Origin of the sequence: Actinomyces sp. ICM47, assembly GCF_000278725.1 — a bacterium.
In the GTDB taxonomy this organism is placed as follows: domain Bacteria; phylum Actinomycetota; class Actinomycetes; order Actinomycetales; family Actinomycetaceae; genus Pauljensenia.
Genome location: NZ_ALCA01000026.1, coordinates 1 through 13,664, shown reverse-complemented (window position 1 = coordinate 13,664; position 13,664 = coordinate 1). Strand labels below are relative to the sequence as shown.

Below are 13,664 nucleotides of genomic sequence, written 5' to 3'. Positions count from 1 at the left end.
TTGCGTCCCACTACCCGTAATGTGAGCGACAAGCCTGCCTAAACGGCGGGTAAAAGTATGCTCAGCGGATCGTCACTGCGCGGGACACGAGGCCCTGGCGCGCGCGGCGTTCCTTGTCATCCAGACGCTCGGTGTTGGTAAGCGCCTCGGCCAAAGCCTTGGCGAAGACCTGCGTGCCGGGCGCGACGTCGGCCGCGCTGGCGCCCTCGGGCAGCTCGAAGACCGGGACGATGAGGCCGCACGCACGGAAGGAACCCACGTAGCGCGAACCCTCACCGACGTTAGCCTCGCCGCGCGCAGCCAGGCGGGCCAGCGCATCGAAGAGCTTGGTCTCGTCGTTGTCCGTCAGGAAACGCACGAAGTTACGGTTCATCTCGCACCAGTACGCGCCGGGGACGCCGGGCACGGGTTCAGTCGGGATGATCTCATCGCGGTTCTGGTCAAGGGCGCGACGCGTCTGCTCATCGATCTCCTCAGCCGGGTCGAACCAGAAGGAGAAGTCCTCCTCGAGTTTCATGTCCGTGAAGCTGTCGGCGTCGACGATGTCCTGGAGGCGCTCGGACGGCTCGCGCACATCGATCGAGATGACGCCCTCGTCGCCCGCTTCCTTCGCGGCGATGGCCGCGAGCAGTGCGGCACCCGCGTCATGGCTGAGGTCCGCGGAGTTCGAGCGGGTCTGCAGCGCGACAAGGATGCGCCCGTCAGGGCGCACCATGGCGGGCTGCCCCTCTGGCAGGAGGGTGACGAAGTCGAATTCGACGGCACCGTGGTCGGCGTTGGTGCGTGCGGTCAGTGTGGCCGCCGGGATGAGCTCGCGCATGGCGACCAGCTCAATCTCCTTCGGCAGGCCCTCGTAGGGGCGCGCGACGAAGGGGATCGGCGGACGATATGCCTTGAGCTTGGCGGGATCGGTGACCTTCTTACGGCGGCTAGCTTTACCCATGGGTGTAATCGTAGCGGGTTTCGTTCAATCGACGAGGTCAGGGCTGGGCGAGCCGGTTCAGCCCGGGCCTCGTCAGTGTCCCCGGGCGATGACCTCCACGCCGGGCAGGGCAGCGCGATAGGCGTCGAGGAAGCGCTCGTACCCGGCCACGCCCTCGGGGGTGGGTTCCAGAGTGGAGACCGAGGCCTCGGCGAAGACCCGCTCGGAGAGGTACTCCGGCAGGGCGGGAGTCGCCGCATTCCCAGCCAGGACAGCGCGGTAACGCGCGAGGACGGCGATGCCCCACGCGCCGCCCTCGCCTGCAGTGTCGCCGACGGACACAGGGATATTCAGCGAGTCGGCGAGGATCTGCTGGGCGACGCCCGGAGTCTTAAAGAGTCCGCCGTGCGCGAAGAGTGAGTCGAGGCCTACACCCTCCTCGCGGAGGATGTCGACGCCGATGTGCACGGCCGCGAAGATGCTCATGAGTTGGGCGCGCACCGCGTTCGCGAGGGTCACGCGGGCCTCAGCCGTGTGCGTGAACACGGGCTGGGCGGTCTCCTGTCCAACAATCGGTTCGGCGGACAGGGTGTTGTAGGCCATGACGCCGCCCGCGTCGGCCTCGCCCGTGAGCGCGTGGTTGTAGAGGGTGTCGTAGATCGCGGGGACGCTCACGTCAGCTCCGATGAGGCGCGCAAAGTCCGCGAACCAGCCCACCCACGCGTCGAGCTCGGACGCGCCATTGTTTGAATGGACCATCGCGACGGGCGAGCCATCCGGCGTGGTCACCATGTCAATCTCGGTGTGCAGCTCGGTGAGGGAACGCTCAATAACGGCCATCAGGAAAACGGACGTGCCGCACGAAATATTGCCCGTGCGCTGCGCGATCGCGTTCGTCGCGATCATGCCTGTGCCCGCGTCGCCCTCCGGCGGGCACAGCGCAATCCCGGGCTGCAGCGCGCCGGTCGGGTCGATGAGCGCGGCACCTTCGGGGGTCAGCGCACCCGCGTCCTCGCCCGCGTTCAGCACGGTCGGAAGCACGTCGCGCAAGCGCCACGGGACCCGGTTCTCAACCAGGGCCTCGTACTGATCGAGGTAGGACTCCACGTATGTGCCCGTGGTCGAGTCAACTGGGAACATGCCGGAGGCGTCGCCGATGCCCAGGACATGGCGGCCCGTCAGCTGATGGTGCACCCAGCCAGCGAGCGTCGTCAGGCGAGCGACGCGCGGCGCGTGCTCCTCAGAGTCGAGGACCGCCTGATGCAGGTGGGCAATCGACCAGCGCAGGGGAATGTTGAATCCAAAGAGGCGGGTGAGTTCGTCGGCGGCGCGGCCCGTATTCGTATTGCGCCACGTGCGGAAGGGCGCGAGCAGATTATCGTCGGCATCGAAGGCGAGGTAGCCGTGCATCATGCCCGAGATGCCGATCGAGCCGTAGGAGGTGGGGGTGACATCGTAGCGCTCGCGCACGGCGGCGACCAGGGAGGCATAGGCGGAGCGCAGGCCCACCACGACCTCGTCAAGGGTGTAGGACCACAGGCCATCCTCCAGGTGGTTCTCCCAGGCGTGGCCGCCGGTGGCGAGCACTTCGTGGTCGGGGCCGATCAGGACGGCTTTGATGCGGGTCGAACCGAATTCGATGCCGAGCGAAGTGTCGGCGGCGGCGATGGCGGCGCGGGGGTCGGTGCTCATGTGTGCTCCTTGGGTCTTCATTGACGAGGCCGTGGCCCGGAATGCGCTAACGGTAACACTTTCGTGAACGCCCCGGCGAGGACCTGCGGCCATTTATCGAACACTTTGCACGATATATGCGGAATTATGCCTTATTAACAACCTTGTTACCCCATCAGCCCGATTCTCCCACCCACCCACCTTCCTCTCACATGTCCCCTTCCAGCTGACGGCTCGGGGGAGTAGACTACGCGTAGTCACAATTCAGGAGGACGCATGTCTACAGCACGTGTTGCACGCTCCGTCAAGCTCGATCCCGAGATCGACGCCCGACTCACGGCCCTTGCGCAGCGGACGGGACGAACGAAATCGTTCTACATGAATCGTGCCATCGAGTCAGCGCTCGAGGAGATCGAGCTGGCCTACTCACTGCAGGCAGACCTCGAAGATATCCGCAGTGGACGCGCAACATCGGTGAGCCTTGACGAGGCGGTGAAGACCCTTGGCCTGGAAGGCTAAGCTGTCGCCTCGCGCATTGAAGCAACTGAGCAAACTCGATAAACCGGCTGCCGCACGAATCATTGCATATCTGCGCGAGACCGCGAACGGGAATGATCCCCGCGCCCGCGGGAAAGCGCTCACCGGTAACCTCGCAGGGTTCTGGCGGTACCGTGTCGGTGACTACCGAATCATCGTCTCCATTGAAGATGACGAGCTATTGATCCTCGCCATCAACATCGATCACAGGTCTCGGGTTTACCGCTGACCTACTGAGCGCCGAAGCCCTCGATGAAGAGTTCACGGGTGCGGTCGATGACGGACAGTTCCTTCTCGCTGAGCGGCTTGGTTGCGCTGCGCTCTATAAAGGTCAGGACGACCGAGGCGTAGACCTCCGAGGCCAGGGGAAGCACGTCATCATCGATGCGTCCGCGCGCCCAATTGGCAAATACCGAACGACATGTCTGGCGGAGACGCTCGTGCAGGTCACCCTCTCCCCCGACACGAATGGCGAGCAGGGTCGTCAGGGCACGCCCGTTGCGCGCGTAGATGTCGGCCAGGTGACGCGCGACCGCCCGAGAGTCACCGCCCTCCCCAAACCACAAGCCTTCGAGCGCGGGAGTAATGTCCTCGAGGAGGAAGGACACCACCTCGGCCAGAAGCGCATCCTTGCCGGTGTAATGGTCATAGAAGGTCGTGCGCGAGACCATCGACACACGGCAGATATCGGCGACGCTCACGTGCTCGTAGGGCTTGGCCTCGCACGCCTTCACGAGGCCGGAGCGGATCGCGCGGCGAGTCTTGCGGATGCGCAGGTCCAGGTTCTTCTCGGCGGCCCGCCCATGCTTGTCCAGGTTTCGCAGATACATGATGCTCCCATCATTTTCCTCGGATCTGTGGGCCTATCCTACTCTTCTCGTAGCGTGTGTCCGGTAATGGACATTCCATGCGATATTGTGCATCCCCGCCCGCTGTCACAGCTCGTAGCCTCGAGGCATGTTCACTCACTACACGGGCAACCGGCAATTCGATCTCCAGCTCAATCGGACCTTCGCTCCCCTGCTTGATCACGAGGGCATCGCACGCATCGCCGACACTGCGCTCCCTCGCATTCGCTCGACGAAGGACATCACGGCACTTGCTCACTCGCTCGCGCAGCGCTTCGATGCCGAAGACGACGCGGAGGCCGCGTGGCGCCTACACGAGCTGGCAGCCTTCTACGTCTCCACCTCCGACCCCCGCAAGCACCGCGCCATCGACGCCATGTCGGCCGCATTCGACGAGGCGCGCCACGGCCTCGCCCTCACCCGTCACGCGATCCCCTACCGGGATGGCGAACTCACCGCGATGCGCTGGGAGGCAGACCCGGATGCCCGCGCGCAGGCCCCGTCGGGCACACCGCACACACTTGTCATGATGAACGGATTCGACGGGTATGCGGAGGAGATCATTGACTTCGCGTCCTACTTCCCCACCCGTCCATTCGACATCATCGCCTTCGATGGGCCAGGGCAGGGACACACGGCGCTGGCGGGTATGACGCTCGAGCCAGAGTGGGAGCGCCCGACGAGCGCAGTGTTGGACTACTTCGGCGTGGAGAGCGCAGCCGCGCTCGGCGTGTCCTTCGGCGGCTACCTCGTCATGCGCGCGGCCGCCCACTGCCCGCGCATCAGCCACGTGATCGCCTTCGACATGATGTTCCGGCTCCTCGACGGCCTGACGCTGCCACTACCTCGTCCTCTGCGTCCCTTCGCCGAGGCCATGGTCGGTCACGCTCGTCCCGCATGGCTCATCGACGCGGCGCTGCGCATCGCGCCGAGGTTCAGTGCGGACCTGGCGTGGAAGCTACAGCAGGCCAGACACCTCACGGGCCTGAGCACACCGAGCGAGGTGCTGCACGCCTTCGGCGACTATACGATGAAACCCCTCGAGGGCCTGATTCATCAGCCATGCCTGGTGCTTGCTGGCGACGCGGATCAGTACGTGCCCATCGAGCGCCTGGCAGACGTGCGCCGGGTCCTGGCTAACGCGGCGTCGCTGGACGTGCGCGTCTTCCACGAGGCCGAGGACCCAGACATGGCACAGCATTGCCAGATTGGGGACCTGAACCGCGCCTTCACGATCATGGGCGACTGGCTGCAGGCACCACATCATGCACGTTAACCCTCTATTGCGCACCTTAACCCGCTATTACGCGTGTGGGCAGGGCTGCCCACGTGCGAATTAGCGGGCCCACGTGCGAAAAACATGGGCACGTACTGACGCGCGCTTGCAACCATCGAAGAATGCTAGCAATCACCGCTCAGCGGCCAGCAACCCCGCAGCGGCGCATGATCGCGTGCATGACGGCGGCGGCACCGTCGTTTTCGACGGCCGCCGTCACGTGATCGGCATGGGAGCGCACCTCGTCGGAGGCACCCCCCATCGCGACGCCGAAGGCCGCCCACTCGATCATCGCGATGTCGTTCGTACCGTCCCCGACAGCGACAGTCCCCGCCGCGGGAACGCCCAGTCGCGCCCGCAGTGACTCCAGGCCAGTTGCCTTGGTCACGCCGAGCGGCTCAATATCCGCCCAGGACGTCCATCCGACGAACACCTCGTGGGTGCGCGAGACGTCCAGGGAGGACAAAACGGAGTCAAACACATCGCGATCCATGTCCGCGGCGCGTACGACGATCTTCGGGGTCGGCGTGGAGGCCAGCTCCTCCATCGACACGATGCGATGCTCGCTGCCCTCGATCTCGTTGTTCGGGAAGGGAGCAGACAGCAGAATGTCGGGATGCGGCATCGACGCGAACACGACACCCGGAATGGCGGAGGCAATCTCCTCCAGGCATGAACCGGGCACGAAGGTGCGCTCCTCGACGATGTCGCACTGCCCGCCGCTCACACGCACGAGGGTCGCGCCGTTATTGCACAGCGCCCACCCATCCGTGAAGCCCAAGGCATCGAGGACCGGGGTAACGCCTTCGAGCGCGCGGCCCGACGCGATGAGCACGTGAGCGCCCGCGGCGGCGAGGCCGTGGATCCCCTCGAGGACGCGCGGGGTTGCCCCCGCGGGGGTCAGGATCGTGCCGTCGATGTCGAGCGCGACCAGGACCTGGCCCGCCGACGTCGGAAAGTCGGCGGGCAAGGCGGCCGAGGCCTCGTCGAGGAGATCCTCGAAGGGGCGGGCAACTTCCCCGGAGGAGGGGACCGTCAGGAAGCGCTCTTGGCTCATCGAGCGAGGGGGGTCAGGACGTCGAGTCCACCCAGGTAGGGGCGCAGGGCCTCGGGCACGTAGATCGAGCCGTCCGCCTGCTGGTGATTCTCGAGGAAGGCGACGATCCAGCGGGTCGTGGCCAGCGTGCCGTTGAGCGTGGCGACTGCGGCCATGCCGTCCTCCCGGCGCTCGCGAATACCGAGGCGGCGCGCCTGGAACGTCGTGCAGTTCGAGGTTGAGGTGACCTCCATGTAGCGCTGCTGGGTGGGCAGCCAGGCCTCGCAGTCGAACTTGCGGGCGGCGGAGGTGCCCAGGTCGCCGGCGGCCGTGTCGATGACACGGTAGGGCAGCTCGACCTTGGCGAGCATCTCCTCTTCCCACGCGAGGAAGCGCTGATGCTCTTCGGCGGCGTCCTCGGGGCGGCAGTAGCTGAACATCTCGGCCTTGTTGAACTGGTGGACGCGGATGATGCCGCGCGTGTCCTTGCCCGCGGAGCCGGCCTCGCGGCGGTAGCAGGTGGACCAGCCCATGTAACGCTTGGGACCGGCGCTCAGGTCAAGGATTTCGTCGGCATGGTAGCCGGCGAGGGCCACCTCGGACGTGCCCGTCAGGTACAGGTCGTCGGCGGGCAGGTAGTAGATCTCGTCGGAGTGCTCGTTGAGGAAGCCCGTGCCGCCCATGATCTGCGGGGTAACCAGGGTCGGGGTCATCATCGGCACGAAGCCGTTCGCGAGCGCCTGATCCATGGCCATCGTCATGATGGCCAGCTCGAGGCGGGCACCAATGCCCTTGAGGTAGTAGAAGCGTGCGCCGGAGACCTTCGCGCCGCGCTTGGTGTCGATCGCGTCCAGGCCCTCGCCGAGCGCGAGGTGATCCTGGGGTTCAAAGCCCTCGGCGGCGAAGTCGCGGGGGGCGGGGCCTTCGTGGCGCAGGACCACGAAGTCATCCTCGCCACCAACGGGCACGCCGTCGAGAACGAGGTTGGGCAGGAGACGCGCGAGGCGGTCGGCCTCGGCGTCGGCGGCGTTCGCGGCGGCCTCGGCGGCCTTCACTTGCTCGGCGAGTTCCTTAGCCTTGGCCAGGATCGCGGGACGCTCCTCCTTGGAGGCGCGACCCACGGACTTGGAGACCTCCTTTTGGGTGGCGCGCAGCGTCTCGAAGGCCTGCAGGGCCTCGCGGCGGGCGGCGTCGGCCGCGATGATCTCATCGACGAGGCCGGGGTTGGCTCCGCGGGCACGCTGGGAGGCGCGGGCGGGTTCGGGGTTTTCACGCAGGGCACGCACATCAATCATGGAACCATCCTATGCCAGGTGGCCCGGCTCTGTCCCCCACCGTGCCGGATGCCAAATCCGCAGCAGAGACCAGGTTATGCACCAACCATCCGATCAATTCAACAGAAATACCAAAAGTTATCCACCTCTTGTGAATAACTGTGTGTATAACGATGAGCATCGTTGCACAACAGCTGGTCATAGCCACTATGGGGCACAACGAAAAGAGCTTTCACAGCCTGTCCACAACCCCCTAATCCACAGGCAGACTAAGATGTGCACATGGACGCTACACCGTGGATACTCGCAGCCGCTGCAGGAGCCGGAGCAATCGGCGTCGCGCGCGCTGTCACGGCGCTCACCAGACGTCATCGCAGACGACAGGCACTTTCCATCCCGGCAACGGCGGACGACCCGGAGCGCGGCAGGCCTCGTCCGTGGATCATCATGAACCCCTCGAAGCACGACGATCCACAGGCTTTCAAGGACCTCATTGACCGCAAGGCCAAGGAACTTGGCATCGACCACGTGCACTGGCGCGAGACCACACGCGAAGACCCGGGCACCGGGCAAGCAGTGCGCGCCCTCAAGGAAGGCGCATCCATCGTCATCGCCGCAGGCGGAGACGGGACCGTGCGCGCGGTCGCGGCCGGCATGGCCGGGTCGGGCGTGCGCATGGGCATCATCCCCGTCGGCACCGGCAACGTCCTGGCGGGCAACCTCTCCATTCCCGATGACCCCGCACATGCACTCGCCGTCGCTCTAGACGCCAACCACAGGCCCGTGGACTTGGCGTGGGTGCGCGTCGAAGACATCACCGAACCCTCGGCGCTTCCCGCCGAAGGCGCACTGCGCGACGCTGCCCGCCGAGCCACCCACCGCACTGAGGATGAGGAACGCGAACCCGCCACGGCCTCGTCCATCGAGCCCCGCCCAGACGAGTACGCCTGCCTCGTCATCGCAGGCATGGGCTACGACGGCGCGACGATGGCGGACACCGACCCTGAGCTAAAGAAGCGCATCGGGTGGATCGCCTACGTGTGGGCGGGACTGGGTGCGATGGGCGTGCCGCGCATGAAGGCGCGCCTGATGCTGCGGTCCCCCATCGCCACCGCGCCCGACCCGCTGGGAGTGAGCGACCAGCTGTCCGGGCGGACCGTCGACGAGGCCGCAGCCCCCTCCAGTCGTCAAGATTCTCCACGTTCGTCGGCGGATGAAGTCACGCGCATCGAGGCACGCTCGGTCATGTTTGCGAACGCCGGTGAATTGAAACTACTGGTCCTCGCTCCCGATGCGAACCTGTCGGACGGACTGATCGACGTCATCGCGGTCGACGCGCACGTCGGCCTGCTCGGCTGGGCGGATGTCACGTGGAAGATGCTCGGCCAGCTCATCGGCCTGCGCCCCATCAACCTGCCCGTGTCGACGGGCACGGTCGCATTCCGCCAGGCGAAAGGCGCGTCCGTGACGGCCACCGAACCGCAGGTGTGCCAGGTGGACGGCGACGCCATCGGCTTGGCCCGCACGATGCACGTGCGCATGCAGGCCGGCGCACTGGACGTGGCCGTACCCGCCGAGCGCACGTGGATGGAGCTGCTACCCAGCTGACCCACTCCGTGATACAGCGCGCCCCAACCCGAATCCGTGCGCGTGTCGCCACTGACCCACATTTGAGCTTGTGGCTAAGTGGTGCAGACCTGCTTCATATGCGCCCGGAATCGCCGGGGATGCGGGAAATCAGGCCAGCGGCCAGGAGGGGGCAGAGCCGCCCGCCTTGCCCGTGCCGTCGCCGCCGCGCAGCAGATCCGCGACCCACGCGCGACCCGCACGGAACGCCTCGTCCGTCGTCCCGGGGACAACGGCTGCACGCACGCCGTCGACGCGCGGGTAGGACCCCATGAAACGGACCTCCGGCGAGTAGCGGTGCAGGCCGACGAGGGCCGCCTGGACGCGTTCCTCGCGGATGTGCCCAACGATGTCGATACTGAACGTGTAGTTGCCGAGGCCGTCGCCGCTCGGACGGGACTCGATGCGCGAGAGGTCCACGCCGCGCGCCGAGAACTGCTCAAGGAGGGTTAGCAGAGCGCCCGATTCGTTGACGGGCAGGGCCACCTGGATGGTCGTCTTGTCCGCGCCGGTGGGCGGGGGCACCGCGCCCGGACGCGCGACCAACACGAAGCGCGTGATCGCGCCCGGGTTGTCGGCCACGTCCTGGTAGAGGGCCTCGAGGCCGTAGGTGCTCACGGACACCGCGTTGCACAGGGCAGCGTCGAAGGAGGCGTCACCGTCGGAGAGGAGCTCGGCGGCCGCCGCCGTCGAGGTCGCAGGCACGTGGATCGCGCCCGGGAAGGTACTCTCGACCCAGCCGCGGCACTGCGCCCACGCGTGCGGATGCGTGCCGATGCGGCGGACGTCTTCAGCGCGCGTGCCCGGCAGGACTGCGAGCTGGAAGACGACGTGGACGTGCATTTCGGCGACGATCACGAGGGGATCGCCGTGCGAGAGGGAGTCGAGGGTTGCGTTCACGCCGCCCTCGATGGAGTTTTCGATCGGGACGACGGCGCGGTCGGCCTCGCCGCGGCGCACAGCCGCAAGCGCCTGCGGGGCGCTCGTCATCGGCAGGAGGACGGCACCGGCGGGCGCGACCTGGTGGACGGCCTGTTCGGTAAAAGTACCGAAGGGGCCGAGGAACGCGATGCGGAGCTTGTCACCAAGGGGCGCGGGGCCGGGAATGTTCGTCGTCATAGCGTCAAGGGTATCGACACGCGACGGAGGTGAGCGCACTCAGCCCCAGCTCAGGGGCGCATTGTGGCCTACTCGTCGCCGGACCGGTGTTCCTCCGGCTCATCGGCACCCGGCTGGGTGGAGCGGATCCCGTCCGCGAAGGCTTGACTGCCGCCGCCGGGGGTGACGTAGCCGCATGCGGTGATCTTCCACAGCTTCGCGGTACCGCCCGCGTCGACCAGCTCAAAGCCCTTGGAAGTGTCGACGCCGTAGAAACCGGGGTTGCGGCTCGAGCGCAAGAAGTTGTAGTAGCTACCGTCTTCTTCCTCGTAGAAGTGTGTGATGCCGAGGTTGCGCACGACCTCGCAGACCTCGGGGTCTGTCGTGATGTCGCGGAAGTGCTGGGTGAGGACCTTCTGCGAGGCCCCATCACCGTTGACCGTGCTGAGCTGGGGGAAGACGGCCTTGCGGCCGCCCAGCATCTCCGAGTAGGCGGCACCCGCGATGGGGTCGCCGACGATGAGGGCGTCGGGCGCGGTCGTGTACTGCATGCGGCGCAGCATGGCGAGTTCACCCTTGACAGCCATGCCGGGCTTGCCCAGGCGCGTCGGGTCGTACACGTAGGCGACGGCGGAGTCACGAGCGTCAATCGCGCCGAGGCCGGACAGGAGAACGACGAGCGAGAGGATACCCACCTGGATCGGCCAGCGGGGTGCCTCGACACCATCCTCAACGTCGTCCTCGATGCCGCGCTCGGCTAGGATGCGACGCAGAGAAACTGTCCATGCCGCGTGAATGCCGTGGACGATAGCCGCGACGCCGACGGCCATGAGGACGGCCAGCGCGATGTCCTCGACGCCCATAATGCGCCGCCCGTCCTTGTACCAGGGGGCGAGCAGGAAGGTGCGCAGCGCGGAGTCGGGGGCGTAGGCGAGCCCGGTGAGGACAGCAAGAATCAGGTAGGAGACGAGAGGCCAGGTCGGCATCGGAGCAGCTTCCTTGCGATCCATCAGTCGGATAGTCTCGATCTCGCGACCGTCGATGTCCAGACGGGCCTCGTCGGCCAGGTCATCGACCGGGTCGGGGCGTCGCAGCAACGTGTGGAGGCGAGCGGTGACGACGATACCTGCGACGAGGAGAATCACCTGGATGAGCGTCCACCACGTCGTGCTCGTCGTCTGCGCGAACGGCGGATAGGGCAGGAGTCCATGCGAGAAGGCTTCGCCCCAGCCACTGCCTCGACGCGGGTAACGGCCCATCGCTTGGATCTTCGGTGAGGCGAGCGCGATCAGGGGCAGGGCCAGGACAGCGAGGCCGACGCCAACCCACAGGATGGCGGTGAGCTGGCCTCGGCCCTCACGCGCCAGCGCAGAGCGCGCGAAAAAGACGATGGAAGACAGAAGGGGCGCGGCAAGGAAAGCCAAGAGGGAGAAGGCAGCGCTGGGATGCGTACCGACGAGGCCGAGGCAGCCTACGAGGAGGAAGAGAACCTGGGGGATGCGGCGGATCAAAGACCGGATGCCGTCCCCGAAACGCAGGTCTGCGGCCGCGCGCCGACCAGCGACGATGAAGACCGCAGCGAGGCCGGGGACCAGCACCGTGCCCGTCGAGTTGGGCCACTGGTTATACATGGTCAGCGCGTCAGCCGGCATGTTGTGCAGCATGCCGCCGATGATCGGAGTCGCAAGGAGGGCCGTGCGCGAACCCGTTAGTACGGACACCAGAGCCGCCAGGCCGATCACCCACACGGCCATGAGGGCCAGGGAGGACACGTTGGAAGCCTGGACAACCGAGTCGTAGCGGGCGAAGAGCGCGACAAACGCGTGCCAGCCCGTCGGGTAGTAGACGCGCCGCCCACCGTAGAGTTCATGGAGACCACCGAAAGGGCTGGCATCCTTGCCGTAGAGGATCGCGTGAACGCCATTCTGATGGAACGTCGGGTCCCACTGCTGGACAGGGTTCGCGGGATCTGCAACCGACAGCAGCGGCCAGGCAGCCAGGAGGAAGCCCACGAGGATCGTGCCCCACGTCGCCGCGCGGATTGCCGCCTGACGTCCGCCGATCGGCACGCGCACACCGATGGCCTCGCGGAAAGGTACCCCGTTGAGGGCAAACCCGCCGTTAACTCGGTGAAAGTAGCTGAGGCCCCACGCGACCGCACCGCCGACGGTGCTCATGCCGAGGACCGGCATGACCGTGGAAGCCTCCCACGGGATCTCGAGCGCCGGATAAAGGACCGTCAGGACAGTGATCAGACCAAAGGTGAACGCCGGTGCCGCCCCGATTGCGACGAGCGACGAGCGCACCCCCGCGCGCAGCCACATGAACCCCGGCAGCACCAGGGCGACCATCATGGCCAGCAGGGTCGGAACCAGCATCCACCAGGCCAGCACGTGTTACTCCTTCTCGGCAGAAGACCGACGCTTGCCGATCATCTCAATGATGACGGGCAGGACCGACGCGAGGATGATGACACCCAGGATGAGTGTCAAATTATCGTGCACGAAAGGCACGTTGCCCAGGAGCGAGCCAACCAGGATGAAGCCAGCACCCCAGAGGATGGAACCCAGCGTGTTAAATACCAGGAATTTCGGGTAGGGGTAACGGGCCATGCCCGCGGCGATCGGAATGAAGGTGCGCACGAAGGGAATGAAACGACCGATGACGAGCGAGCGTCCGCCGTAGTTTGTGAAGTAATGCTCAGCCTTCTCCAAGTGCTCGGTCTTCAGGATCCGCGCGTCCGGCTTGAAGAAGCGGCGACCCCACTTCGCGCCCAGGAAGTAGCCGATCTGCGCGCCAATGAAGGCGGCGACGACGACCATGGCAATGAGAGTGGGCAGATGCAGACCAAGGCGGTCGTGCAGCAAGCCGGCAGTAAACAGCAGGGACTCGCCTGGAAGAACCGGGAAAAGAACGCCGGACTCGATAAGAACGATGAGCATCGTTCCCCACAGGACCCACGGCCCCATGGCAACAAGAAGTGTCTCAGGATTCTTAAACCACTCGATAACTGTGTCAAGCATCGACGGATCCGATGCTGCCGCGAGTGTAGACCAGGTCACGATAAGGCCCTTTTCTGCCGGGAATATGTCCCCCTAACCCTACCTTTGTTGACCGCGAATATAGGATAGTCACTATGAGGAAGCGCAAGGAGTCACACGACAGCCCCCCAGTTGTCGATACGAACATCCTGTTCGTCCCCTCTTCCGCGGAGGATCCGTCCTCACTAGGGGTCGATGACCTGATGGGCATGATCAACGGTGCGGGGACCACGACAACCCCTGCCCAGAAGCCGGACGTCCCCGGCCCCGAAGACAAGACCGAAATCCTCGACCCCATCGTCGTGCCCCCCACCGCAGCCCCCTCCCCCAATACA

General features: G+C 65.8%; 13 protein-coding genes. 5 read left to right on the top strand and 8 right to left on the bottom strand.

The window, feature by feature from the left end; all coding sequences use genetic code 11:
• Positions 1–61: 61 nt before the first annotated feature.
• Both HMPREF1136_RS01670 and HMPREF1136_RS01665 read right to left on the bottom strand, forming a co-directional pair.
• On the bottom strand, positions 62–943 hold the full coding sequence (locus HMPREF1136_RS01670) for a DUF5926 family protein (RefSeq protein WP_009647582.1): 882 nt from the start codon (positions 941–943) through the stop codon (positions 62–64).
• Positions 944–1,015: 72 nt separating this feature from the next.
• Positions 1,016–2,614, bottom strand: a complete 1,599-nt coding sequence (locus HMPREF1136_RS01665; protein WP_009647587.1) for a xylulokinase — start codon at positions 2,612–2,614, stop codon at positions 1,016–1,018.
• A 255-nt stretch (positions 2,615–2,869) separates the two neighbouring features.
• Between HMPREF1136_RS01665 and relB the strand changes: the two genes are divergently transcribed.
• Both relB and HMPREF1136_RS01655 read left to right on the top strand, forming a co-directional pair.
• Positions 2,870–3,112 carry a type II toxin-antitoxin system RelB family antitoxin gene (relB, locus tag HMPREF1136_RS01660; RefSeq protein ID WP_009647576.1) on the top strand — a complete coding sequence of 81 codons (243 nt, stop codon included), beginning with the start codon at positions 2,870–2,872 and terminating at the stop codon, positions 3,110–3,112.
• Positions 3,096–3,359: a type II toxin-antitoxin system RelE family toxin gene (locus HMPREF1136_RS01655; RefSeq protein ID WP_009647565.1), complete on the top strand. Its 264-nt coding sequence runs from the start codon at positions 3,096–3,098 to the stop codon at positions 3,357–3,359. Before relB ends, HMPREF1136_RS01655 begins: the two co-directional genes overlap by 17 nt.
• 1 nt (position 3,360) lies before the next feature.
• On the opposite strand, the gene HMPREF1136_RS01650 is transcribed toward HMPREF1136_RS01655, so the two are convergent.
• Complete coding sequence (locus tag HMPREF1136_RS01650; protein WP_009647574.1) at positions 3,361–3,960, bottom strand: TetR/AcrR family transcriptional regulator; 600 nt, start codon at positions 3,958–3,960, stop codon at positions 3,361–3,363.
• 127 nt (positions 3,961–4,087) lie between these two features.
• Here HMPREF1136_RS01650 and HMPREF1136_RS01645 point away from each other — a divergent pair, with 127 nt between their 5' ends.
• Positions 4,088–5,254 (top strand): alpha/beta fold hydrolase, encoded by a 1,167-nt coding sequence (locus tag HMPREF1136_RS01645; protein ID WP_009647564.1) that lies wholly within the window; start codon positions 4,088–4,090, stop codon positions 5,252–5,254.
• A gap of 139 nt (positions 5,255–5,393) precedes the next feature.
• Here HMPREF1136_RS01645 and HMPREF1136_RS01640 read toward each other — a convergent pair whose 3' ends face one another.
• Both HMPREF1136_RS01640 and serS read right to left on the bottom strand, forming a co-directional pair.
• Complete coding sequence (locus HMPREF1136_RS01640; protein ID WP_009647571.1) at positions 5,394–6,311, bottom strand: HAD hydrolase family protein; 918 nt, start codon at positions 6,309–6,311, stop codon at positions 5,394–5,396.
• Positions 6,308–7,585 (bottom strand): serine--tRNA ligase, encoded by a 1,278-nt coding sequence (serS, locus tag HMPREF1136_RS01635; protein WP_009647569.1) that lies wholly within the window; start codon positions 7,583–7,585, stop codon positions 6,308–6,310. The genes HMPREF1136_RS01640 and serS overlap by 4 nt, the downstream gene beginning before the upstream one ends.
• A 261-nt stretch (positions 7,586–7,846) precedes the next feature.
• Here serS and HMPREF1136_RS01630 point away from each other — a divergent pair, with 261 nt between their 5' ends.
• On the top strand, positions 7,847–9,172 hold the full coding sequence (locus tag HMPREF1136_RS01630) for a diacylglycerol/lipid kinase family protein (protein ID WP_034504417.1): 1,326 nt from the start codon (positions 7,847–7,849) through the stop codon (positions 9,170–9,172).
• Between the two features lie 129 nt (positions 9,173–9,301).
• On the opposite strand, the gene pheA is transcribed toward HMPREF1136_RS01630, so the two are convergent.
• From pheA to HMPREF1136_RS01615, 3 genes are all read right to left on the bottom strand, one after another.
• Complete coding sequence (gene pheA, locus HMPREF1136_RS01625) at positions 9,302–10,309, bottom strand: prephenate dehydratase (RefSeq protein ID WP_034504414.1); 1,008 nt, start codon at positions 10,307–10,309, stop codon at positions 9,302–9,304.
• 68 nt (positions 10,310–10,377) lie between these two features.
• Positions 10,378–12,681 (bottom strand): DUF6541 family protein, encoded by a 2,304-nt coding sequence (locus tag HMPREF1136_RS01620; protein ID WP_009647579.1) that lies wholly within the window; start codon positions 12,679–12,681, stop codon positions 10,378–10,380.
• A gap of 3 nt (positions 12,682–12,684) precedes the next feature.
• Positions 12,685–13,311, bottom strand: coding sequence for a DedA family protein (locus HMPREF1136_RS01615; protein WP_034504412.1), 627 nt, complete (start codon positions 13,309–13,311; stop codon positions 12,685–12,687).
• A gap of 113 nt (positions 13,312–13,424) precedes the next feature.
• On the opposite strand from HMPREF1136_RS01615, the gene HMPREF1136_RS01610 reads away from it, so the two are divergent.
• A partial coding sequence (locus HMPREF1136_RS01610) for a hypothetical protein (protein WP_009647568.1) occupies positions 13,425–13,664 on the top strand: 240 nt, incomplete at its 3' end.